We start from the raw sequence: 23483 nt of genomic DNA, 5'->3' as shown, positions 1-23483 counted from the left end.
GGCATCCGTGTCAGCAGCAATGGGATTTTTCGCTTGCGAAACATACTGGAACAAGCAGCCGATAATAGATCTTCCAGCTGATCCACTTTTGTTCAATTCATCCGATAATTGGTATATCGGAACAGACAATTTTTTGGTCAGCTTCAAGTCTAGGCGTAATGCTCATGTTTATGCCTATATTTCAGAAGGAGATGAATCTTCAGATAAAAAGCTAGAAGTGGCGCGAGAAATTTATAGGGAGACGGTTCAAGATTATGATCCCGATCAAAACAATGATGGTCATGCGATTATAAGAAGCCCTGCTTCATCAGGAGGCATGAACTTAGCATTTGTACTCAACAAGTTTGCGTATATGCGGCAGGTTTTGCTGGATCGCCACAAAGATATTGGTGGCATCGTGCATCCGGATTCGGGATCGTTCTGGCTAGCGATAAACAATGTGGGTCAAGTCATCCCGCCTCGTGCATTTACGGGATCCACTCTCGAACGTCAGAAAGATTATGGTCTGGCATCTCTCGCTTCACGCTCAGAATGCACCTATCCTGCAATCCGGATTACAGGCCTACAACTAACGCTAGGAGAGCTTTCTACGGTCTCTAACGTCAGGGCCATTGCACAGCACAACGGTTACGGCGTCTTGATGCCGCACTATCTGAACAGCAGCATCGTAAATGCGAAACTCGATGCCGCTATCAGAGATTTTCAGTACGGCATTGAGGCGATCGTAAATCGATCGCGGACACTGGCATCCCTCTCGCTGCACCTTGATAGGTCAAGCGAGGAACTGATGAAGTCCTACCAATTCACAAAAGAAAGCGGTCTTTTCGCTGCTCTCGGACTTGAGCCCCAACGACCATCTCCCGATGGGATTACTTTGTCATTCGTGCCAAGTCAGGCCAATCTGGAGGAGCTCTTTTTAGCTCATTGGGCGCTTACGAAGGAACGTGCTGAGACGCGTAATCTTCCTCAGTTCACCGTCCTCCATCTCCCTGCGCTCGGTATCGTCAAAGCAATTGGACGGCAGGTCTGCGCGAAAGGTCTTTCTAAATTTTACTGGAAAGCAGCGAGGGCAGCGGCAGCCAAGCTTCGGAATAAGGCGATTTCCCTCCCATTTATTGATGAGATTTAGGTCATGAACCTACGAGACAAGCACGATAAGATTATGCAAGGTTATGAGGAGGCTCCTCCTTGGTTGCTGTCTTCAGCTCTGAATCGCCCTAAGGGAAAGCCAAAGCGCGACGGGCAGCCTTCCTTGCTTCACGATTGTTGGGTCGTGACCGATGCACATGTTACAAAAGGTCGACCCGCCGAATACACCTTTGATTTTTCTGCTCCAGTTATGCCAGGGAAAATCCCGCTGAGCGACTATATAGATGACCTAATTACATCGAAAATTATCGTGGTGGAGACAATGTTCGGAAGAGGAATACTTCCGGGAAGAGGGCCAAAATCGGCGCTTAATCTGTTAACAAACTATGCCGGTTTCGTCAGGTGGCGCCTTGATGAAGGACTGGTCTACAATCAGGATATAACGCCAAGAGTTCTTGAGCGCTATTTCGATCGTTATGCTCGGGAGGGACAGTTTGGCCTGATTTCTCTGGAACCAAGGATCGAACAGTATTTGCGCCGAGTGGCAGACGGTCTTCCGATCCCTGGAAAGGTCGTAAATGGCGTAGTTACCGTTGAAATGATGCAGGTTCATGCAGAGCTCGGCTTGGCGTCGAAGCATTTGCCACCTGATGCCAGCGCGATGCTGCGTGGTGGCTTGCTTTCGATCAATCCTAACCTTGAGTTCAATAAGAAATTTCTGCGGGCCGGCAAGCAAGTTCCAAATCGGGATGCCGAGAAACCGACGCAATTGACTGCTGGGAGTGCGGGGCAGACCTTCAAGGGATTGGAAGCGCTTTGGACGCTTTCGCAATGTAAGGCTATCACCGATCCGCTCAGTTTCGATCCATTCAGGAAGTCATCACGGACCAAGAGAGCTGAGGCCGTTGGCCGGCCTGACGGACAGACAGCTATCATCGAGCCGTCCAGTTGGCTCGCATTACTTAACCACGCGGCCAAATGGGTTCTGGATCTTGCGGGGCCAGCGCGAACGATCGTTGATGCCGCGCGTTCTGCGGCACTTTCCGTTTACAGAAATTATGGAGGAATGACCCCTACTCAGAATGGTATGAGGAGCGAGTTTAAGGAAATTGTTCAGGTAGCTATTGATAAGAATTGGCCGGATGATCCCGCTCTACCGAGAGTAATCCCGTACTGGTCATGGCCAAGCACGTTGCCGCGGGATGGTGACAATCGGCTCACTTTGAACGATCTGCATTACTATTTAATTTGTGCCTGCTGCTTGTTGACAGGCGGATTCTCTGCTCGACGCCGCGGCGAACTCTTGGCTCTCCAAGCTGGATCTGCCGAGCGCGATGCTGAGGGGCACTGGTGGCTATCGACATACATCCTGAAAACGCTTCGTGACTATGACCAGATACCGGTTCCACCAAGCTTGGTGCGAGCCGTCAATATTCTGGAGGAATTGAGTGAAAAGGCGCGCAGTGATGCAGATCAACCGTGGATCAGTTTGATTTACAGGCCTTCTGTATTTAATAAAGATGCTGATAAAGATGGCAAGAGGACGCAGCCATATTTTCACTTTGAACCAAGAATCCTTATTAAAGACTTTGCATTGATGTGCAATTTGGATATTTCACTATCACGTGATGATATATCGTTGGCAAATCATCAAATAAGAAAGTCTTTCTCGGTTTATTTCTATTACGGGGATAGGCATTCTAACCTTGATGCGCTGAGCCGCTTCCTTCGTCATTTTGATCCGGAAATGACACGTCGCTACTTGTCCGAAGTTGTTCCACGGCTCATCGCGCAAATCCGCGAGAGAAGAGACGCGGCGATACGGCTTGCTGAAAAGACTCGCCAGCCAACCGATGAGGAAGCTGCGCGTGGATTGCGAGAAGCCCACCTGCGGCTAATCGACCGCAATAAGGACTTTATTGAAGTGAAGGAGGGGGCAATTGTAGAGCGCTTGATTGATATGGACGCAGGCGATGAGCGGCCCATTGGCCACGGCGCTGCTGCTCTATACCGAGACCTGGAAGAAATCGTCGAAGCGGTTGCTGTGGATGTGCGTATCCAGAGTCCGCTTGCAAACGACACGAGCGACCTGGCCGGGGCATGCTTTCTCAAGGCGTGCAAGGCGTATGCATCGTCAAAAAACCTCGAACCGGTGCCTGGAGCCTTTACGCATTGCGGCTTTAGTCCGCTAAAGGGCGACGATGTCGCACAGTGCGCGTGTATCATTCGGAAATACGGTAAAGCGTACAAGACTGGATCGGCCGACCGGCCTGACTACGCCTACTCCAGCATTTCCACTTGTCTGGCATGCATATATGGCGTTGCATTCTCTGAAAATCAGCGCGTCATAGAAGATCGCGTGAACGTGGCCGTCGCTGCGGTCGATGCGCAGCAACACCCGGCCTACCGCGAAGCTGCGGCCGCCAAGGTCGACCGTGCGAAGACGGTCATTCGAGAAGCGCGGGTCGCCGCCGAGCGCGGAGTTGCCTGAATGGGACAATCCCCGGCCGAGCGAGCGCGCAATACTAAGGCGGCTTTTGAGGCCAAGGTGTCGCTGCTTGAAGAGTGGGCGAAGCACGGCGTCCCCGCAGGAGAGCGTAGCCCAAAGGATAATACTGCCCTCCGGCAGTGGGTCGGCCCTTCAGCAGTCAACCTAGAGGATGGAACCGCTCTCGGAACTTGGGCAGATCCAATGATTGATCGTCCAGTGGTTGGTAAATACCCTGATCTTACACGTCGTTTTCTGGCAGCTCGCGATGCAATAAAAAAGCAGAAGGGCAAGGAAGAAACGCTTGCGCAGGAGTTGACTCGACTGAAACGCGAGGTCGCCGCTCTGGTGGACCAGAATGGACAGTTAATCGGTGAGATCATGGCGCTGAAAGAAATGGCGGGCGCAGACGCGGATATCAGGGCTTCAAACGCTAGATCTCCCAAGACGTAGAGCGCGTGAATTCATGCCCGTCAGCACTGATCACGGATATTCTATCAAGAAAGCCGGGAAAGATTTCAAATGGCGAGGAGAGAAAGCGCCAAAACTTCCTCTCATTCAGGCGCCAGATGGATCTTTGTTTGAGCCACTTGTGAAATATTTTGGAGAGTCATTCCGTTATAGACGAGTACAGATATCATCGATGCTCGTCGAGGCCTACATACTGAAAGATTGGTTCACATATCTCAATGACAATAACATAGACTGGAAGCGTGTTCGCGATCAGACTATTGTAGATTGGCGTTCTCATCTCAACGAGGCTGATAGAAAATCTATACAGGATGGAGATCGGATCGAAATAGATTCGAAAAATCGCATCAACCGAAAAATCGATGTCGTTTTCACTTTCTATTTCTTGTGTGGACCGGATGACTACGGAATTATGGATTGTCTGCTTGTCGACCTCATCGGGCCGATTACGCTTCAGCGCAGGAATCTTGGGAGCCGTTGGATTTCTCAGAACGGCACCTTCCATATTGATGACGGCGCGAAGAATGTACGGTGGGCTTTAGCTGAGCAATCGAAGCAGAAGGTCACCCAAGAACCAACCCCCGACCAAGCCGCTGTTGCTAAGGTTCTCAGTTATTTGAGGACCCCTCGTCAGACCGATGAGAGAGGTGGCCTGGAGAATCTGCACACTGAGATAATTGGATTTTCTGCCTCGGAGCAGCCAGGAAGGCTGCGAGACAGGAGCAGAGAATGAGCAGACGACCCCGGCGCAACCACAGCCCGGCATTTAAGGCGAAGGTGGCGCTTGCCGCGATCAAGGGCGAGAAGACGCTGGCAGAGCTGGCGCACGACTATGATCTGCATCCCAACCAGATCACGACGTGGCGCACGCAGTTGCTCGAAGGGGCGGCGGGCGTGTTCGGCTCGGAGAAGGCGTCGGACGAACCGGCCGTCGACGTGAAGACGCTTCACGCCAAGATCGGCGAACTGACGCTGGCCAATGATTTTTTGGAAGGCGCGCTCGGCAAGGCAGGTCTGTTGCCGAGCGCAAAGCGATGATCGATCGAACGCACACCTTGCCGGTGAAGCGGCAGGCGAAGGAACTGGGGATCAGCCGGGGCAGTGTCTATTATCTGCCGCGGCCGGTTTCATCCGAAGACCTCGCAATCATGCGTCGCATCGACGCGTTGCATCTGGAGTTCCCGTTCGCAGGAAGCCGGATGATGCGCGACTTTCTTCGTCAGGAGGGCATCACGATCGGCCGCTGCCATGTCGCGAGCCTGATGAAGAAGATGGCGATCGAGGCGGTCTATCGCCGTCCCAGCACTTCCAAGCCGGCACCAGGACACAAGATCTACCCCTATCTCCTGCGCAAGCTTCCGATCGTGAGGCCCAATCAGGTTTGGGCGACAGACATCAGCTACATCCCCATGGCCAAGGGGTTCGTCTATCTCGTCGCCATCGTCGACTGGTTCAGCCGCAAGGTTCTCAGCCACCGGATCTCGATCACGCTGGAGGCCGACTTTTGCGTGGAAGCGCTCGAGGAAGCCCTGGCGCGCTATGGCAAACCGGAGATTTTCAATACGGACCAAGGCAGCCAATTCACGAGCCAGGCCTTCACCAGTGTGCTGATGCGAGAAAAGATTGCCATCAGCATGGACGGCCGCGGCGCCTGGCGCGACAATGTCGTGGTCGAGCGGCTGTGGCGCTCAGTGAAGTACGAGGAAGTCTACCTGCACGCCTACGCATGCGTCAGCGAAGCGCGCAGTTCGATCGGCCGATACCTGGGCTTCTACAACGCCCGGAGACCTCACTCGAGCCTCGGCGGACGTACGCCCGATCAAACCTACTTTGACAATCTGCCACAGGCCGTGGCAGCGTGAATTGGCCGCGACTTGCGGGGCGTCACTCCGGCCGGGCTACGCCCGACCTCCATGACGCCCCGCAGGCAGCAGCTTGAACAACCAAACCGCAGACGATCCACTTATCAAACGTCAAAGGCTGTTCAGACAAACCGAGCCACTTCTGAGACTGACGCCCAAAGCCGAGGTCGGCCAACAGATCCTTTAACTTCAGAGAGGAACTGGTTGGTAGGCATCTGTGCTGTTAAGGGAGGATTCCGCGCACTTGAGATAGAAGCGGCGTCGGTAATTTCAGCCGGGATCGCATTAAATAATTCGAATATTCAGATTCCGGATGCTCGGTCGATGCCCGATTTCGAAGCGCCTGGAACAAGAGTTAGGCATCCCCTTGACCTCCTCGCCTATAGCAAGATGGGTCAGACGGCGCTTCTTCGAGAAATTGAACTGAGAGCGCGCCAAGGTTATAGCAATATCTGGATGCCTGTTGATGGCAAAGGAGGGAAACGCCGTGACGTCCCGCTAGCCAATGACGTTTTCCTTGACCTTTTGACCATTGGCATCTGGCTAGTCCGAAAAGCGATCCTTGTGGGGCATGCTACAAAGCTAGGCTCCGATCCGCTATCAAACTCAATTTTCTTGCCATTTGGCGTAGCGCCCATGGAAGGCCTAAGTAGGAAGACAATTGGCAACATCTTGAAATCAGCGTTTCATGGCGCGGGCGTGCTGGGAAGCGGGCATCGACTACGGGCCTATTGGGCCTCAGAAACCTGCGCGCGGCTTTGGGACGAGGCTTTCGCTCTCAACGGGTTCAAATGGGATCAAACCGTCGAGAATGCTGTCTTGCACGACCTTGCAAGAGCAATGGGGCATGTGAAGGTAAGCACTACGGTGCGCTCATACCTGGACAGAGAGCTGATCCGTTCTCTTGGACTTAAGGATAAGAGGTCACTCAGCCTTTTGCGAAAGGCTGCTAATACCATTGCAGAAAATCAGAACAGTTTGTCGAAGGTCGATTTTGAGCGGATAATGATCGTGATCAAGCGCCTTGCCGACTCTGACCTCGAGTTTGGCGCAGTTCTGGACGTCCTCCTCAGCGATCCCGATTTTAAGAAGCCCTAGCCGTGCGGGAGGAGTTCCTTCAGCTGACTTGATCGCCAAACTTATGAAGCGCCCGCACCCTTTATTCGGCAGTGGGAACATGCTTCGCCGAAGCAAGGGGCCAAACCGTCACAGAGCGAACCGTGACCGGCTCAACCAGATCCCTTCGATAAATTTAGAGGGTGAAAAAGCATGGACCGACAGGCGGCGGGGGAGATGCACGCGTTGCAGCACAGCGCGCGCGGCAATGGCGTCGGGCGGCGAGACGATCGCGCCCAGCGCGGCGCAGGCGGCCGAGGGCAGGGACGGCATCAGGGCATGGGCGACGGCGGCCACAACGAGGGTAGTGAAGATCACCGCGCCGATCGCCAGCGACATGATGCCGATCAGGTGGCGGCGCAGATGGCCGAGCGCAATGAACCAGGCGCCGTCCATCAGCAGCGGCGGCAGGAAGATGACCAGGACCAGTTCGGGGTCAAGCGAGATGACCGGCAGGCCGGGCACGAAGGCGAGCAAGGTGCCGCCGGTCAGCAACGCGACCGCCGGCGGCAGGCCCAGCCGATGCGCGGCATAATGAAGCGCGATGATCGCCAGCAGCATGGCCACCAGCAGTTCGAACAATTCCACCGGATGCATCGGCCTGGCCCCTGTCTGTCGATCGCCCTACCCTAATAGGGTCGCCGATCCTGTCCAGCGGTCCGCCCGATCATCGCACCGGACAGGCGGCGAGGGCGGTGGCGATGGCATCATAAAAGGGTTTGGGCCGCAGCGCATCGTCAAAGGGGTTGCCGCGCATAGGCAGGCCGTCGGGCCGGCGGCTCCGGGTCGGATAGCTGTCGCGATTGAGATTGGAATAGCGATCGCTGAGGCCCCAGCAGATGATCTGGGAGACATTGCGATGGCTGAGCGTGATGTCGAGATAGCCCTTCACAAAGGCCGCAATTTCGGCATCGCGTCTGGCCGGGTCCTGGTCGCTCAGATGGCGGTCGGCGCAATCCAGTTCGGTGATCAGCACCGTCATGCCCATGGCGTCCAGTTCGGCAAGGAAGCGATTCCAGGCCCGTTCGTCGCGGCCGCGGCCGAGCGTATTGCCCAGATGGCTCTGTATGCCGATGGCATCGACCGGGACGCCGCGCTTGAGCGCCTGTTCCAGCACGCGCAGCACGGCGTCGCGATGATCGGGATTCTGCTCCCAGCTCATATTGCCATTATAGACGCGCTGCGCATGGGGGGCATATTGCGCCATCAGTTGAAAGGCGAGGTCGAAGAAGCCCATGCCGAGGATGCGGGTGTAGATCGAGTTCTTCAATTGTCCGCTCTGGACGACGAACGCCTCGTTCACGCAGTCCCATGATTCGATCTGGGGGAAGGTGGTCGCAAGATAGCGGGCATGGTCGTTCATCAGGGCGATGAGCGGCGCGCCCCCCTTCTGCGCCAGCGCAGCCTCATTGGCGATCAGCCAGCCGGGCACCCGATCATCCTGGTTCCAGACGAATGTATGGCCCCGCGGCGACATGCGATGGCGGCTGGCGAAGCGCAGGACGCGCAGCGCCTTTGCCGGGTTGCGCTGACCCTCCTTGGCTTCGAGATATTTCCATTTGAAATTATTCTCGGCGGTCAGCACCGAACATTCCCGGACGATCAACTGGGCAAAGGCAGAATCGTCCAGATGGGTGGGCGATACGGCGGTGCCAAAGCGCAGGCCCCGGCTGCGGGCGATGGCGTCGAGACCGGAAGGCGGCGCGACGGCCAGGCCGGGCGCGCAGGACAGGGCCGGGATGGCGCCCGCCGTCAGCGACAGCATGTGCCGGCGGGACAGGGGCGGGCCATGGTCTTTCATGCTGCATTTGTCCGAGCGGAGAGGCGCAGAGGCAATCGGTAATTGGCCGGAGGGGGCTGCCCGCAAAAAAAGGGCCGCCCCATGCGGGACGGCCCAATGCTTCTGTTGCCGGGGAGCTGCTGTCAGAAGCGGAATTTGAGCGCGGCGCGATAGCTCTGATAGCTGAGGTTGCCGCGCCAGGCGGTGGTGTCGGCCGACAGGCTGATGTCGACATTGCCGGTGCTGAGGGTCAGGCCGCCGCCCACTTCGCCCCAATTCTTGTCCGAGCCACCCAGCGCGAAGGGCGCGAGCGATCCGGTGCCGCCGACGAAATTGGCCAGGAAATAGGCCGGCTGGTCGCGGAACTCATGGACATAATTGGCGGTCAGATAGGGCTTGAACCCGCCGACATCGATCTTCGCCGTGGCCCCCAGGCGCCCCTGCGCGCTCTGGATCGCATGGCGATGGATCACCAGCGCGGTGTCGCCGCCATATTCAGCGAGGTTGCCGCCGCTGATATAGGCGCCGCGCAGCGAGGCGCGCGGCGTGATGGTGAAGGCGTCGCCACCCAGCGGCGCGCCGATGCCGATCTCACCCGACAGGGCCAGTTGCTGGTCGCTGCCGCGCAGTGTGTAGGGGGTGGTGCCCACCGCAAAGGCGCGCTTGGTCTTGCTGGTGAGGGTGCCGGCGCTGCCGACGCCATCCAGAACGACGCCGCCCAGATCCCAATTGCCATAAACGGTGGCCTGGTACAGGCGGGCACGGGCGGTGTCGCCGATGCCGGTATTGCCCTTGAGCTCGCTGAAGGAGGCGGCCAGGCCGATCACGGCATCGTCGCCGATCATCTTTTCGATGCCGGCCGCACCATACCAGCCGTCGAACTTGTCGCGGCCGGTGGTGATGGCGCCCCGCATCGGATCGCTCTTGCCGTCGATATAGCCGCCGGCGATGAAGGCGCTGACGTCTTCAGGCAGGGCATTTTCCTGGGTGACGGTTTCGTTGCCGCCGCCCTGATCCATGCCCAGGTTCAGATTGTTCATGCTGAGCGCGGCGAGCTGGAGCGGCTGCCCGGTCATGGTCAGCGTGCCGCCCATGCTGCCGCCGCTGACGCGTGCCAGGCGATCGCGATAGAAGCGGGCCATATTGTCGTTCAGCACTTCGGACATGGAGGTGCGGAGCGCTTCGGTGCGCGGCGCCATGGCTTCGAGCGACGCCTGGATCGCGGCGACGCTCAGCAGGTCGGCCTCGCCATAGAGGGTGGCATAATTGCCGTAGAGGGCGCGGTTCTGATCGAGCAGGCGGGCAAAGCTGGTCTGCACCTGCGAGCCGCCATTGACGACGCCGGCATAGGTGCCGGCATCGATCGTGACGCTGACACTGTTGGCGCCATAGGTCAGGACGGGCTTCAGGATGGCGCTGATGTTGGTCGGCGTGTCGAACGTGCCTTCGACGCCGCCTTCCGCGTTCAGGAAAGTGTAGCGGCTGCCATAGCGCAGCTTGGCGCCGGTCGCCGCGCCGAAGACGACCTTGCCATCGACCGCCGCGACGCCTTCGACATCATCGGTGGCCTTGACCGCGAGCAGATCGGAACCGCTGCTGCCAAGGTCGACATGCAGCGTGCTGCCCGAGGAGAGGATGGCATTACCCTCGACCGTGAGCGTGCCGACCGTGCCGATGCCGCCAGGCGCGACCACGCCCATGATGTTGGTGAAATAGGGGGTGCGCAGCGTGCCCTTGCCCGAGAGCAGGCCCGAGAGCAGCAGATAGTCGCCCGGCGTCTCGACTGCGCCATCGACGTTCACCATGCCGGCGAGATGATTGATGTCCATCAGGCTGGTGAGCGATCCGGCGCTGGTGACGTCGAGCGTCGAACCGCTGCCCGAGATGGTGAAGCGATCGACGGTGGCGTCGATGTCGAGCGTGGTCTTGCCGGCGGCGCTCAGCGTGACGTCATAATAGCGACCGACGACGCCCTGCGCGGCGACCGGGTCAATATTGTTCGGCACGAAATTGGTGGCGCCGGGCAGGCCATTGGCCAGGGTCGCGGCGGGCAGGACGGCATCGCCCTCCGCCTGGGCCTCGACGATAGCCTCGTCCGCTAGGCTGGCGGCACCATCGGACGGGCTGCGCTCGGCGATCTCGACCTTGCCCTTGTTGTTGGCGACGGTCTTGCTGCCGCTGGTGGTGGTCGCATCGGTCGCCTCGACCGGCTCGCCATTGATCAGCAGCGTGTCGGTGCCGACGTCGTAACAGGCGTCGTCCGAGCCATCATTGGGCTGGTAGCAGACCTGACCGAACTTCTGCGCATCATCCTCGCCAAAGGCGCCGGCGCCCGGTGTGGTCGGCACGCCGTTCACCAAGGATCCGTTGCTGTCGATGATCATGTAATTGGGATCGAGCGCCGTCACCCAGTGGCTGGGGTCGCTCCACTTGCCGTCGCCAGCATTCGCGGTGGCGTAGCGATAGGGATTATTCTGCGCGATCCAGTCCCAGAAGAGATAGAGCGGCTGATAGAAGGCGGAGCCGCCATAGGAACTTTGCGGCTGTTCCAGGAAGTAGCGACTGCCACCCGACAGGACGCCCAGAACCACCTTCTGGTCAAAGGTCTGGTCGAGGATCAGCGGGCCGCCGGAATCGCCGCCGGCGGTATTGCCTTCATTGGGAAGCGCATCGTCTTTGAAGACGTTGAAGTCGAATTCGTTGGTCCGGGTCGGATCGTCGAAGTCGGTCTGGTAGAGATTCTGGGTGTAGCCACCGCCTTCGCCGAACAGGAAGATGTCGATATCGTCGAGCGAGCCGAGCATGCCGAGGAAATTCTCGGCCACCTTGCGGCGATAATCGATGCCATAGCTGTTGCCGGTGGTGCCGCTGCCGCTGCGGCCATAGCCGGTGATCGTCACATGATAGCCGGTGCCGGTCGTGTCGCTGATGCTTTCCGGCGCGGGCAGGGCGGAAAAGAGCATCGCCCAGGTCGGCACGTCGCTGGCCGGCGTGTCGAGCGTGGCCATCGCCGTGTCGCCATAGAGGAAGCTGAGCGCCGGCGGATCGAGCGAGTCCGGATTATAGGCGATATTGTTGACGTTATAGACGCTGAGCGCGGTGTTGGTGCGATAGCCGTTGTTGATCCAGTTGACGAGGCCGGGGCGGGCGTTGCTCTGGAAGGCGAAGGCAACCGGAATGCCGTCATTCACCGTGCTGTAGGTGCTGGGGTCATAGTCATTGACGCAGTGGGCGGCGAAAATGACGGTGCGCGGATTGATCAGCGTGCCGGTGCAGACATAGCCGTCGGCGCGATACATGATGCCGACGCCGTTCACATCGGTGCCATCGACGATGTCGGCCGGCGTATTATTGTCGTTCGGCACGACGGCATGGGCTGCCGGTGCGATGCTCAGAGCGGACAGAGCGGCCGATGCCAAAAGGGCAGAACGACCGGCGCGTGCCAACAGGCCCGCGCCATTCTTACGAATGCGCATGATGTTAACTCCCCAAAGACCGTTGGCGAGGCTATGCAGCTATTCGGCGCAAGACAATTGCCCAAAAATGAAAGTTTCTGTCATGTATCCAAAAAGACACAATGTTATCTTTGCGTTATGAATATCCAGCGTTGATTGACTGATCCGGCGGTCATGCCGTTTTCTATGTTAACGGTATCGTTTATGTAATTTATGCAAATGTAATGGGTTGAAGAAATGCCGGGGATTTTCGGCTTGTTTCCCGCCCACTTGCGGAAGCGGGCGGTTCCGCTTAAGCATGAAGGCAAGTTCCGATCGGATTTGCGCGATCGGCGATTGATGAAGTGAGATACGGCCTTGGTGCAGCATAGCCGCCCATCGCCGCAGAGTTCCGGCCCGGTTGGCCGCGTTTCGGGCAAGTCCGCCCGTTCCGGTTCGGGTAATGGGAGCAAGGCTGCGGCCATTACGCCCCCGTCGAAGCAACGGGGCCTTTATCCCTACACGGCGCGTGACCGCCGATCCTATGCGGCAATCGATCTGGGTACCAATAATTGCCGTCTGCTGATCGCCAAGCCGTCAGCGGACGGGTTCATCGTGGTCGATGCCTTTTCCCGGATCGTGCGTCTGGGCGAGGGGCTGGCAGCCACCGGCCGGATCAGCGATGCGGCGATCGACCGGGCCATCGCTGCGCTGTCGGTCTGTGCCGACAAGCTGCGCCGCCGCCATGTGACGCTGGCGCGGTCGGTCGCGACCGAGGCCTGTCGGCGGGCGAGCAACGGCGCCGAGTTCATCCAGCGCGTCTATCGCGAGACCGGGATCGCGCTCGACATCATCAGCGCACAGGAAGAGGCGCGGCTGGCGGTGCTGGGGTGCCATGCGCTGCTGGAAGAGGGCAATGGCCCGGCGCTGATCTTCGATATTGGCGGTGGATCGACCGAACTGGTGCTGGTCGATTCCCATTGCGACGGCGCGCCGCGCATCGTCGATTGGGTGAGCGCCCCCTGGGGTGTAGTGTCGCTGACCGAGAGCGAATTGTTCGACCATGCCAATCCGGCCGAGCGGCTGGCTGCCTATGGTCGGATGCGCGCGCGCGTGGCCGAGGCGTTCGCGCCGCTCGCCCGGCGCCTGCCGCAGGGCGAAGCGGGCATCAGGCTGTTGGGCACGTCGGGCACGGTGACGACTTTGGCCAGCCTGCACCTTGACCTGCCGCGCTATGACAGGCAGGCGATCGATGGGCTGATCGTGCCGAGCAGTTCGATGCGCGCGATTTCCGAACGGCTGTCGACCATGGCGCTGGCGGATCGGCAACGATTGCCCTGCATCGGCACGGAGCGCGCCGACCTGGTGGTCGCGGGCTGTGCCATTTTGGAATCGATCCTCGACATCTGGCCGGCCGAGCGACTGGGCGTCGCCGACCGTGGCATTCGCGAGGGCATATTGCGCGGCCTGATGGACCGCCATGGAGCAACGACGTGAGGGGTTCTGGCGCAGGCAAGGTGCGGGTGAAATCCGCCAAGGGGCGCACCGCGCAGTCGGTGCGCTGGCTGGAGCGACACCTGAACGACCCCTATGTCCACAAGGCCAAGCAGGAAGGCTGGCGCAGCCGCGCCGCCTTCAAGCTGATCGAGCTGGACGAGAAATTCCATTTCGTGAAGGGATCGCGTGCGGTCGTCGACCTGGGCGTGGCACCGGGCGGCTGGGCACAGGTGATCCGCAAGATGGCGCCCAAGGCGGCGGTGGTCGGCATCGACCTGCTGCCGGTCGATCCGATTCCCGGCGTCACCCTGTTCGAAATGGACTTCATGGACGACAAGGCGCCCGACCTGCTGCGCGAAGCGCTGGGGCAGGAGCCGGACCTGGTGATTTCCGACATGGCGGCCAATACGGTGGGCCATGCCCAGACCGACCATCTGCGCACCATGGGGCTGGTCGAGGCGGCCGCGGATTTCGCCGTGCAGAATCTGCGCAAGGGCGGCACCTTCGTCGCCAAGGTCTTTGCCGGCGGCACCGATGCGGAGCTGCTGGCGGTGCTCAAGAAGCATTTCACCACGATCAAGCATGCCAAGCCGCCGGCGAGCCGCAAGGGCAGCGTCGAATGGTATGTCGTGGCGCAGGGATTCAAGGGACGGCCGGACGCGCAGGAATAACAGGGACAAGCGATCGGCCGCCTTCACGGGGGAAGAAGGGGGCGGGGCCTTTGGTAGCGACGGTTTCGACGGTGGCCTATCTGGGCCTGGAGGCGCGCACGGTCGAAGTGCAGTGCCAGCTTGTTCCGGGATTGCCCGCCTTCATCGTCGTCGGCCTGCCCGACAAGGCGGTGGCCGAAAGCCGCGAGCGGGTGCGCAATGCGATCGCCGCGATCGGCCTGTCGCTGCCGCCCAAGCGGATCACCGTCAATCTTTCGCCCGCCGACCTGCCCAAGGAAGGATCGCATTTCGACCTGCCGATCGCGATCGCGCTGCTGGGCGCGATGGGGGTGATCGATGCCGAAACGCTGGCGGGCTATATCGTTGTTGGCGAACTGGGGCTGGACGGGCGCACCGCGCCGTCGCCCGGCGTATTGCTGGCGGCGCTGCATGCCGGCGAGCAGGATCTGGGGCTGGTCTGTCCCGCCGCGCAGGGAAGCGAGGCGGCCTGGGCGGGGCAGGTGGAAGTTGTCGCGACGCCCGATCTTCTGAGCCTGCTCAATCATTTCAAGGGCACGGCGGCATTGTCGCCGCCCCAGCCCGGCGCGGTCGAGCCGCCGCTGCGCACGGCCGACCTGCGCCAGGTGAAGGGGCAGGAAAGCGCCAAGCGGGCGCTGGAGATCGCGGCGGCAGGCGGCCATAATCTGTTGATGGTCGGGCCGCCGGGGGCAGGCAAGTCGCTGATGGCGAGCTGCCTGCCCGGCATATTGCCCGAGCTGACGCCGACCGAGGCGCTGGAGACATCGATGGTCGCGAGCGTCGCCGGCACGCTGGAGGGCGGACGGATCAGCCGCGCCCGGCCGTTCCGCAATCCGCATCATAGCGCATCGATGGCGGCCCTGGTCGGTGGTGGCCTCAAGGCGCGGCCTGGCGAGGTCAGCATGGCCCATCTGGGCGTGCTGTTCCTGGATGAGCTGCCGGAGTTTCAGCGGGTGGTGCTGGATTCGCTGCGCCAGCCGCTGGAGAGCGGCGAGGTCAGCGTGGCGCGGGCCAACGCCCATGTCACCTTCCCGGCGCGGGTCCAGTTGATCGCGGCGATGAATCCCTGTCGCTGCGGCCATCTGTCCGACCCGGCGCAGGCCTGTTCCCGCGCACCGCGCTGCGCCAGCGATTATCAGGCGAAAGTGTCCGGGCCGCTGCTCGATCGCATCGACCTGCATGTCGAGGTGCAGGCGGTGACGGCGGCCGATCTGGTGCTGCCGCCGCCGGCCGAGGGATCGGCGGAGGTGGCGGCGCGCGTCGCGGCGGCGCGCACGCTGCAGACACGGCGCTATGCCGGCAGCAAGGTGCGGACCAATGCCGAGGTGGATGGCGAGCGGCTGGAGGATGTGGCCGGGCCGGACGAGGCCGGGCGGCAATTATTGGCGCAGGCCGCCGCCGCGATGAAGCTGTCGGCGCGCGGCTATACGCGGGTGTTGCGGGTGGCGCGGACGATCGCCGACCTGGCCGGTGCGGAGCAGGTCGGCCGGGTGCATGTGGCCGAGGCGCTGAGCTACCGGCGGCGCGCGCCGGTCAACTGAGCGCTCAGGCTGCGCTGTCGCTGGTGATGAGCTTGAGGTCGGCGGCCGCGACCGGGCCATTATCCTTGTGGGCGAAGCGGCCTTCGACCCGGCTGCCGGCCTCGATCGTGATCCGCTCGTAGGTCACGTCGCCGGTGATGCGGGCAGTGCTTTCGACCACCAGTTCCTCGGCGCTGATCGATCCGTCGACGAGGCCCGCGAGGCGCGCGCTCTGCGCGGTGACATGGCCGATGATGCGGCTGTCGGGGCCCTGGACCAGCGCGGCGCAACGAATGTCGCCGTCGATCACGCCATCGACATGCAGGTCGACGGTCGCGGCGAGATTGCCGGTGATCGTCACATCGCTGCCGATCAGCGAGAAGGGGGTGTGCTTAGCCCCGGTTGCCGACATCGGCGAGACGGGCCGTGGCGATTTGCTGGACTTGGAGAACATCTTTGCGGGCCTCGAGGAAACGGCGGGGATTGATGGGATCGCCGTTGACGCGCACCTCGAAATGAAGATGCGTGCCGGTCGAGCGGCCGGTGGAGCCCATGCGGGCGATCTGGTCACCGCGCGCGACCTGCTGGCCGACACGGGCATTGAAGCCGGACAGGTGGGCGTAGCGGGTCATGATGCCATTGCCATGGGTGACTTCCACGACATTGCCGTATCCGCTGCGCTGGCCGACATAGCTGACCTTGCCGGGGGCGGCGGCCAGAATCGGCTGGCCATAGCGGCCGGGAAAGTCGAGTCCGGCATGGAAGGCGGCGTGGCCGTTGAACGGGTCGCGGCGATAGCCATAGGAGCTGCTGAGCATCGGCGTGCCGGTCGGCTGGCCCGACGGGATGCGCAGCAGGCTGGTTTCCAGAAATTCCATGCGGGAAAGCGCGGTGGCGAGCCTTTCCAGCTCGGCCGGCATAGCATCTTCATCGCCATGCCAGGGCACGAACGGGCCACCCTGGGCTCGGGCCGCATTGCGGGCGAGCGCGTCGGGATTGAGGCCGAAGCTGCGGATTGCGGCGGCGGCCTTCTGCGCGCGGGCCTCCACCGCGCCGGTCAGCAGGGCGGCGAACCGGCGCTGGCGGGCATCGACCTGCATCAGCGGCGCAGCTTCGGGCGCCATGCTGATCTTGGCGTCGAGCTTGCCCTGACCGGCCTTTTCGGTGGCGGCGTCCGCCTTGCCGACCGGGGCATTGGCCGCGGCATCGCCGGGTTCGCCGAAATGGGTCTTGTAGAGATCGTCGATGAAATCCTGGCGCGCTTCCAGGTCATGGGCGAGGTCGTTCACCGACTTGCGATAGCCGTCGACCTTGCGTGCCTTGCTGGCGACGGCCGCACCCTTGGCGTCCAGCATCGCCCGGTCATGGGCGACGGCGGCGCTGCTGGCGAGCATCGATATGGTGACCGCGCCCCAGCCGACCAGGCCGGTCGACAGGATGCCGAGCGCCAGCAACTGGGCGCGCTTGGAAATGCGGATGAACTTTACCTGGCCGCCCGAGCGCAGGAAGATTTCCCGCTCCGGGCACAAGGCACTGAGCCTGGCCCAGAGGGTGGCGACCCCCTTCTTCTTGCGCTGCGACAATTGCGACCCCGTAACTATTTATTTCGGTGAGTCGGGCCGGTAGCAAAAGAAGATCGGACGCGCGAATCCACAGCCGCGGACTCGTGACGAGTCGAAGCTAAACCGGGACGAAATGATCTTCGTTCCATTTGGTTCCCTGGCTTCGAAAATATTTTTCGCGATCCGCTTCAGCTTCGGCGGGTGAAGCGGGAGGGCTCAAGAAAGCTGGGTAATTGCGATGCCGGAACGGCAGCGCTCCAATAATAGCCCTGGCCATAATGGCAACCACCTGATCGCAAATATTCCAGTTGTTCAATCGTTTCGACGCCTTCGGCGACGGTCTTCACGCCCAGGCTGTAGGCGAGGTTGAGCACGGTGCGCACGATGGCGGCATCATCCGGGTCGGTTTCCAGGTCGCGCACGAAGCCCTTGTCGATCTTGATGACGTCGATCGGAAACTGCTTGAGGTGGGACAGCGAGGCGTAGCCGGTGCCGAAATCGTCGAGGGCGATGGCCATGCCCGCCTGGCTGAGGCGCTGAAGATTGCGTTCCACCACATCGACATTGCGGCCGAGAAAGACGGATTCGGTGACTTCCAGTTCGATCCGGCGCGGTTCGACATCGGCATGGGCGAGGCGGGCGAGCAACCGGTCGGGGAAGGCGCGGTCGTGCAGTTCGACGCCGGGGACATTGACCGCGACATGGCCGAAATCGATGCCAGCGCTGGTCCAGGCCCGGCAATCGGCCAGCACCTGATCGATCATCCGCTCGGTGATCTTGCGGCCCAGTTCGGGATGTTCGAAGGCGGCCAATATCTGGTCGGGCATCATCAGCGTGCCGTCCGGCCGGACGCAGCGCAGCAGCGCCTCGAAACCGATGACGCGGCCATCCTGCAGGTCGACCTTGGGCTGATACCAGGGCACGGGCTGGGCATGGGCGAGCGCATCGCGTGCCCGTTCCAGCATGCGCGCCTCGGTCTGCCAGCTTTCCAGCAGGCCGGGCTCGAACAGGCAGGCACGTCCGCGCCCGCTATTTTTCGCCTCATACAGGGCGATGTCGGCATGCTTCATTAGGTCGATCATGTCGCCGGCATGGTCGGGATAGAGGGCTACGCCCATGCTGACGCGGCAATCAATGTCCCGCCCGCCATGGCGCAGCGGCATGTGCAGGCGCGCGATCATGCGGCTGAGGATGGTGTCGAGGTCGGCCAGACCGCGCAGGCGGGTGAGGATGACGGCGAACTCGTCGCCGCCCATGCGGGCGATCATGTCGGCGGGGCGCACCGAGTCGCGCAGCCGTTCCGCCACGGCGCACAGCAGGGCGTCGCCGGCATCATGGCCGGCGCTGTCGTTGATCCGCTTGAATTCGTCGACGTCGATCAGCACGACCGCCATCTGGCCGCCGGATCGTTCGGTCGACTGGGCCGCCTGCATCAGGCTGGCCATGAAATGGGATCGGTTGGCGAGGCCGGTAAGGGCGTCGGTCATCGCCAGATGGGCAAGATGGCGTTCGGCCTGCTTGCGGTCGGTGATGTCGACGATGCTGGCAAGGATGCACTGTTCGCCGGCGAGCAGGATCGGGCGGGCGCCCAGCAGGACATCGCGGATAATGCCTTCGTCATTGGCGAGGCAGCATTCGTCATTGTCGATGCTGTCGCCCCGCGTCAGCCGATCGAGCAGACGCAGCGGCGGGGCATGGTCGACGATCAGTGCCAGCCGGGCGACATCGTCCGCGGTGCCCAGATTGCGTGTGGCGGAATCGTTCATGCGCAGGACGGTGCCGTCGTCGCGGATGACGATCAGCGGCAGCGGCACGGTCATGAACAGCCGTTCGAGCGCTTCGCCATTGGCGGCGAGCGCGACGCGGGCGGCCTGCGCATCCTGGCTGGCGGTCCATTCCATACGCTGCAACCGGTTGGTGCGGGCGATCGCGATCCACATGCCGCAATGAAGCATCAGCACCGCCATGATCATGCCGGGCATGGTCGGCGATAGAGGGGCAGGGGCCAGATAGCCGATCAGCAATGCGACGCCGCAGCCCAGGCCGCCGCCGACATTGCCGCGGAAGCTGGTTGGCACCACCAGGTAGAAGACGAGCGGCAGCATCACCAGAACGAAGATGGCGATGTCGCTGCGCGAGGAGACGAGGAAGGCGACGCCGATGGCGGTGACGCATTGCCAGACGAAACAGATGCGCTCGACCGCCTTGAAGCTGTGCATGTAGCGGCACAGGCCCAGGCTGACGAGTGACCAGAACACCACGACCAGGCGGGCGGGCACCGCGACCCAGAAATGGGCCGTGCCGGCAAAGCGCCAGTCGCTCAGCAGGAAGAGGGTGTTGAGCAGCGCCGACAAGGCGAAGAGCAGATGGGCGTGGCGCCGCGATTCGGGCAGTCGATCGGCCTGGAAGGCGGCCTCCCGTTCCGGGCTGTGGAACTCGCCGCTAATGCGGGAAAGTGCAATCACGACTGGTCCATCTGGATATGGGGGCTGCGGGGAAAGATCCCATAATCTGCAGCATGTTAGCAAAATGATAAAATGTCATTCACTATGTGGCGCGTGCATCTCCGCGCGCCTTCGGGCGCCGTGCTTGACCCTTCCGTCCCCCGTCGCTATAGGGCCGCTGCCCCGCGTTCTGCGTCTGGAAGACTCGTTTTCCCGCCGCTTTCCGGGGCAAGCACTAGAGCTGAACATTATCGGCTGTCCCTGCGGCTCCGGGCGGATCTTGTCCGTCGGGGGCCTTTGCCGTTCGGAATTTTCGTGATTCCGGCCGGTCAGGAACGCAGGTGGCGTCCGGTAAAGTAACTGAAAAGGTGAAGGGCTTCATGCCAACAATTAACCAGCTGGTCCGCAAGGGCCGCGAACTGCAGAAGACCAAGTCCAAGGTCCCTGCGATGGATGCGAACCCGCAGAAGCGTGGCGTTTGCACCCGTGTCTACACGACGACCCCGAAGAAGCCGAACTCGGCTCTCCGTAAGGTGGCGAAGGTGCGTCTGGTCAACCAGCGCGAAGTCATCACCTACATCCCGGGTGAAGGCCACAACCTCCAGGAACACAGCGTCGTGCTGATCCGTGGCGGCCGTGTGCGAGATCTTCCGGGCGTGCGCTATCACGTTCTTCGCGGCGTTCTGGATACCCAGGGCGTCAAGGATCGCAAGCAGAGCCGTTCGAAGTACGGCGCCAAGCGTCCGAAGTAAGGGGAGAACAGTAATATGTCACGTCGTCGTCGCCCCGAAAAGCGCGTTATCCTGCCGGATCCCAAGTTCGGTGATATCGTGCTGTCGAAGTTCATGAACAGCATCATGCAGGACGGCAAGAAGGCCGTCGCCGAGTCCATCGTGTACGGTGCGCTCGACACTGTCGAAGCGAAGTCCAAGAAGGACCCGATCGGCATGTTCCATGACGCGCTGAACAATGTGAAGCCCGGCATCGAAGTCCGCAGCCGCCGCGTCGGCGGTGCGACTTACCAGGTCCCCGTCGAAGTGCGCCCCGAGCGCGCCCAGGCGCTGGCGATCCGCTGGCTGATCACGGCTTCGCGCAACCGCAGCGAAACCACCATGGCTGCCCGTCTGTCGGGTGAGTTGCTGGACGCTGCCAACAACCGCGGCAATGCCGTCAAGAAGCGCGAAGATACGCACCGCATGGCGGAAGCGAACCGCGCCTTCTCGCACTACCGCTGGTAACAGCAGGGCGGGCGCTTATGTGCCCGCCTTGTTATTTGGTTTCCAAAATCGGTCCGTTCGCCGTGGGTGGCTACCCATGGCGAACGGATTGGTTTAGGGGCCACGCGCAGAATTAACGAATCCCCAACCGCCGGCGCGCCGGCAACGGAGAAGCATCATGGCCCGCAGCCATCCGCTCGAACGCTATCGCAATTTCGGTATCATGGCGCATATCGACGCCGGCAAGACCACCACGACCGAGCGTATCCTTTACTACACCGGCAAGTCCTACAAGATCGGCGAAGTCCATGACGGCGCCGCGACCATGGACTGGATGGAGCAGGAGCAGGAGCGTGGTATCACCATCACCTCGGCTGCAACGACCTGCATCTGGAACGACCACCGCCTGAACATCATCGACACCCCCGGCCACGTCGACTTCACCATCGAAGTCGAACGCTCGCTGCGCGTGCTCGACGGTGCGGTTGCCGCGTTCGACGGCGTTGCCGGCGTTGAGCCGCAGTCGGAAACCGTGTGGCGCCAGGCGGACAAGTACAAGGTTCCGCGGATGTGCTTCATCAACAAGCTCGACCGCACCGGTGCCGACTTCTATTATTGCGTGCAGACGATCATCGACCGTCTGGGCGCGACCCCGGCCGTCCTGTATCTGCCCATCGGCGCAGAGTCGGACTTCAAGGGCCTGGTCGACCTGGTCGAAAACCGCGCGATCATCTGGAAGGATGAGAGCCTGGGCGCCGAATTCTACTATGAAGAAATTCCGGCCGACCTCGCCGACAAGGCTGCCGAATATCGCGAAAAGCTGATCGAACTTGCCGTCGAGCAGGACGATGCCGCGATGGAAGCCTATCTGGAAGGCAATCTGCCCGACACCGCGACCCTCAAGAAGCTGATCCGCAAGGGTACGCTGGGTCATGCCTTCGTGCCGGTGCTGTGCGGTTCGGCGTTCAAGAACAAGGGCGTTCAGCCGCTGCTCGACGCCGTCGTCGACTATCTGCCGAGCCCGCTCGACATCGAAGACGTCCAGGGCGTCAAGATGGACGGCGAAACCCCCGACAGCCGTCCGACCTCGGACGACGCGCCCTTCTCGGGCCTGGCGTTCAAGATCATGAACGACCCGTTCGTCGGCTCGCTGACCTTCCTGCGCATCTATTCGGGCACCCTGACCAAGGGCACCTACCTGAACTCGGTGAAGGACAAGAAGGAAAAGATCGGCCGTATGCTCCTCATGCATGCGAACAGCCGTGAAGACATCGACACCGCCTATGCCGGCGACATCGTCGCGCTGGCCGGCATGAAGGAAACCACCACCGGTGATACGCTGTGCGCCGAGCGCCAGCCGATCATCCTGGAGCGGATGGAATTCCCCGAGCCGGTCATCGAACTGTCGGTGGAGCCCAAGACCAAGGCCGACCAGGAAAAGATGGGCGTCGCCCTCAACCGCCTGGCCGCCGAAGATCCCTCGTTCCGCGTCTCGACCGATCACGAATCGGGCCAGACCATCATCAAGGGCATGGGCGAACTTCACCTCGAAATCCTGGTCGACCGCATGAAGCGCGAGTTCAAGGTCGAGGCGAATGTCGGTGCGCCGCAGGTGGCCTATCGCGAGTATCTCAAGAAGGCCGTCGACGTCGACTACACCCACAAGAAGCAGTCGGGCGGTACCGGTCAGTTCGGCCGTATCAAGGTCAAGCTGACCCCCGGCGAGCGTGGTTCGGGCTTCGTCTTCAAGGACGAGATCAAGGGCGGTAACATTCCCAAGGAATATATCCCCGCGATCGAAAAGGGCATGCGCGAAACCGCTGCCACCGGTTCGCTGATCGGCTTCCCGATCATCGACTTCGAAGTGCTGCTCTATGACGGTGCGTACCATGACGTCGACTCGTCGGCGCTGGCGTTCGAAATCACCGGCCGCGCCGCGATGCGCGAAGCGGCGCAGAAGTCGGGCATCACCCTGCTCGAGCCGGTCATGAAGGTCGAAGTCGTGACCCCGGAAGAATATCTGGGCGACGTCATCGGCGACATGAACAGCCGTCGTGGCCAGATCCAGGGCACCGATACGCGCGGCAACGCGCAGGTGGTCGAGGCGATGGTCCCACTGGCCAACATGTTCGGCTATGTGAACTCGCTGCGTTCCTTCACCCAGGGCCGCGCGAACTACTCGATGATCTTCTCGCACTATGACGAAGTGCCGCAGAATGTTGCGGACGAAGTCAAGGCGAAGATGGCCTGACGAGTTTCCCTGTCCGGGCCGTTCAATCGGCTCGGATAGGGGCTGGTAATCTGTGAATATGCT

At 61.1% G+C, this 23483-nt stretch carries 18 protein-coding genes; 12 read left to right on the top strand and 6 right to left on the bottom strand.

Annotated features, from left to right (window positions below; genetic code table 11):
• Positions 1 to 7 precede the first annotated feature (7 nt).
• The 6 genes from VHN57_RS17995 to VHN57_RS17970 all read left to right on the top strand — a co-directional run bounded on the left by VHN57_RS17995 (position 8) and on the right by VHN57_RS17970 (position 7008).
• Positions 8 to 1129: a hypothetical protein gene (locus tag VHN57_RS17995; RefSeq protein ID WP_423284757.1), complete on the top strand. Its 1122-nt coding sequence runs from the start codon at positions 8 to 10 to the stop codon at positions 1127 to 1129.
• Positions 1130 to 1132: 3 nt separating this feature from the next.
• A complete protein-coding gene (locus VHN57_RS17990) occupies positions 1133 to 3580 on the top strand; it encodes a site-specific integrase (RefSeq protein WP_313039270.1) in 2448 nt (815 codons plus the stop codon).
• On the top strand, positions 3581 to 4030 hold the full coding sequence (locus VHN57_RS17985) for a hypothetical protein (protein ID WP_423284755.1): 450 nt from the start codon (positions 3581 to 3583) through the stop codon (positions 4028 to 4030). It abuts the gene before it with no gap.
• A 13-nt stretch (positions 4031 to 4043) separates the two neighbouring features.
• A complete protein-coding gene (locus tag VHN57_RS17980; RefSeq protein ID WP_423284753.1) occupies positions 4044 to 4781 on the top strand; it encodes a hypothetical protein in 738 nt (245 codons plus the stop codon).
• Positions 4778 to 5910, top strand: a protein-coding gene (locus VHN57_RS17975; protein ID WP_148564904.1) for an IS3 family transposase whose coding sequence is annotated in 2 segments (ribosomal slippage) — positions 4778 to 5039 and positions 5039 to 5910 — 1134 coding nt in all. Because the reading frame shifts where the segments join, the coding sequence is not laid out codon by codon here. Before VHN57_RS17980 ends, VHN57_RS17975 begins: the two co-directional genes overlap by 4 nt.
• 324 nt (positions 5911 to 6234) lie before the next feature.
• Entirely contained in the window at positions 6235 to 7008 is a 774-nt protein-coding gene (locus VHN57_RS17970) for a site-specific integrase (RefSeq protein WP_423284752.1), read from the top strand.
• Positions 7009 to 7116: 108 nt separating this feature from the next.
• On the opposite strand, the gene VHN57_RS17965 is transcribed toward VHN57_RS17970, so the two are convergent.
• The 3 genes from VHN57_RS17965 to VHN57_RS17955 all read right to left on the bottom strand — a co-directional run bounded on the left by VHN57_RS17965 (position 7117) and on the right by VHN57_RS17955 (position 12282).
• Positions 7117 to 7623 carry a cation:proton antiporter domain-containing protein gene (locus tag VHN57_RS17965; protein ID WP_278984319.1) on the bottom strand — a complete coding sequence of 169 codons (507 nt, stop codon included), beginning with the start codon at positions 7621 to 7623 and terminating at the stop codon, positions 7117 to 7119.
• A gap of 70 nt (positions 7624 to 7693) precedes the next feature.
• Positions 7694 to 8827, bottom strand: coding sequence for an endo-1,4-beta-xylanase (locus VHN57_RS17960; protein ID WP_278984318.1), 1134 nt, complete (start codon positions 8825 to 8827; stop codon positions 7694 to 7696).
• Between the two features lie 122 nt (positions 8828 to 8949).
• Positions 8950 to 12282, bottom strand: coding sequence for an autotransporter domain-containing protein (locus VHN57_RS17955; protein WP_278984317.1), 3333 nt, complete (start codon positions 12280 to 12282; stop codon positions 8950 to 8952).
• A gap of 336 nt (positions 12283 to 12618) precedes the next feature.
• Between VHN57_RS17955 and VHN57_RS17950 the strand changes: the two genes are divergently transcribed.
• The 3 genes from VHN57_RS17950 to VHN57_RS17940 are packed head-to-tail and all read left to right on the top strand — an operon-like array spanning position 12619 to position 15967.
• A complete protein-coding gene (locus VHN57_RS17950; RefSeq protein WP_010337284.1) occupies positions 12619 to 13737 on the top strand; it encodes a Ppx/GppA phosphatase family protein in 1119 nt (372 codons plus the stop codon).
• Positions 13734 to 14408 (top strand): RlmE family RNA methyltransferase, encoded by a 675-nt coding sequence (locus VHN57_RS17945; protein ID WP_004208734.1) that lies wholly within the window; start codon positions 13734 to 13736, stop codon positions 14406 to 14408. The genes VHN57_RS17950 and VHN57_RS17945 overlap by 4 nt, the downstream gene beginning before the upstream one ends.
• 50 nt (positions 14409 to 14458) lie before the next feature.
• Positions 14459 to 15967 (top strand): YifB family Mg chelatase-like AAA ATPase, encoded by a 1509-nt coding sequence (locus tag VHN57_RS17940; RefSeq protein WP_423284751.1) that lies wholly within the window; start codon positions 14459 to 14461, stop codon positions 15965 to 15967.
• 4 nt (positions 15968 to 15971) lie between these two features.
• On the opposite strand, the gene VHN57_RS17935 is transcribed toward VHN57_RS17940, so the two are convergent.
• The 3 genes from VHN57_RS17935 to VHN57_RS17925 form a co-directional block, all read right to left on the bottom strand.
• Entirely contained in the window at positions 15972 to 16358 is a 387-nt protein-coding gene (locus VHN57_RS17935; RefSeq protein ID WP_010337288.1) for a bactofilin family protein, read from the bottom strand.
• Positions 16339 to 17529 (bottom strand): M23 family metallopeptidase, encoded by a 1191-nt coding sequence (locus VHN57_RS17930; protein ID WP_278983599.1) that lies wholly within the window; start codon positions 17527 to 17529, stop codon positions 16339 to 16341. Before VHN57_RS17930 ends, VHN57_RS17935 begins: the two co-directional genes overlap by 20 nt.
• Before the next feature lie 167 nt (positions 17530 to 17696).
• On the bottom strand, positions 17697 to 19973 hold the full coding sequence (locus VHN57_RS17925; protein WP_278983601.1) for a putative bifunctional diguanylate cyclase/phosphodiesterase: 2277 nt from the start codon (positions 19971 to 19973) through the stop codon (positions 17697 to 17699).
• Between the two features lie 359 nt (positions 19974 to 20332).
• Here VHN57_RS17925 and rpsL point away from each other — a divergent pair, with 359 nt between their 5' ends.
• From rpsL to fusA, 3 genes are all read left to right on the top strand, one after another.
• Entirely contained in the window at positions 20333 to 20704 is a 372-nt protein-coding gene (gene rpsL, locus VHN57_RS17920) for a 30S ribosomal protein S12 (RefSeq protein WP_004208728.1), read from the top strand.
• 15 nt (positions 20705 to 20719) lie between these two features.
• Positions 20720 to 21190, top strand: a complete 471-nt coding sequence (gene rpsG / locus VHN57_RS17915; RefSeq protein ID WP_004208727.1) for a 30S ribosomal protein S7 — start codon at positions 20720 to 20722, stop codon at positions 21188 to 21190.
• Positions 21191 to 21347: 157 nt separating this feature from the next.
• Positions 21348 to 23420 carry an elongation factor G gene (gene fusA / locus VHN57_RS17910; RefSeq protein ID WP_004208726.1) on the top strand — a complete coding sequence of 691 codons (2073 nt, stop codon included), beginning with the start codon at positions 21348 to 21350 and terminating at the stop codon, positions 23418 to 23420.
• Positions 23421 to 23483 lie beyond the last annotated feature (63 nt).

The organism is Sphingobium salicis subsp. salicis (genome assembly GCF_049472635.1).
Lineage (GTDB): Bacteria > Pseudomonadota > Alphaproteobacteria > Sphingomonadales > Sphingomonadaceae > Sphingobium > Sphingobium yanoikuyae_A.
This window is presented reverse-complemented; position numbering and strand designations above follow the sequence as displayed.

Coding starts and splice junctions, on each gene's coding strand:
- VHN57_RS17990 (WP_313039270.1), top strand. CDS start 1,133: ATGAACCTACGAGACAAGCACGATAAGATTATGCAAGGTTATGAGGAG.
- VHN57_RS17985 (WP_423284755.1), top strand. CDS start 3,581: ATGGGACAATCCCCGGCCGAGCGAGCGCGCAATACTAAGGCGGCTTTT.
- VHN57_RS17980 (WP_423284753.1), top strand. CDS start 4,044: ATGCCCGTCAGCACTGATCACGGATATTCTATCAAGAAAGCCGGGAAA.
- VHN57_RS17970 (WP_423284752.1), top strand. CDS start 6,235: ATGCCCGATTTCGAAGCGCCTGGAACAAGAGTTAGGCATCCCCTTGAC.
- VHN57_RS17965 (WP_278984319.1), bottom strand. CDS start 7,623: ATGCATCCGGTGGAATTGTTCGAACTGCTGGTGGCCATGCTGCTGGCG.
- VHN57_RS17960 (WP_278984318.1), bottom strand. CDS start 8,827: ATGAAAGACCATGGCCCGCCCCTGTCCCGCCGGCACATGCTGTCGCTG.
- VHN57_RS17955 (WP_278984317.1), bottom strand. CDS start 12,282: ATGCGCATTCGTAAGAATGGCGCGGGCCTGTTGGCACGCGCCGGTCGT.
- VHN57_RS17935 (WP_010337288.1), bottom strand. CDS start 16,358: ATGTCGGCAACCGGGGCTAAGCACACCCCCTTCTCGCTGATCGGCAGC.
- rpsL (WP_004208728.1), top strand. CDS start 20,333: ATGCCAACAATTAACCAGCTGGTCCGCAAGGGCCGCGAACTGCAGAAG.
- rpsG (WP_004208727.1), top strand. CDS start 20,720: ATGTCACGTCGTCGTCGCCCCGAAAAGCGCGTTATCCTGCCGGATCCC.
- fusA (WP_004208726.1), top strand. CDS start 21,348: ATGGCCCGCAGCCATCCGCTCGAACGCTATCGCAATTTCGGTATCATG.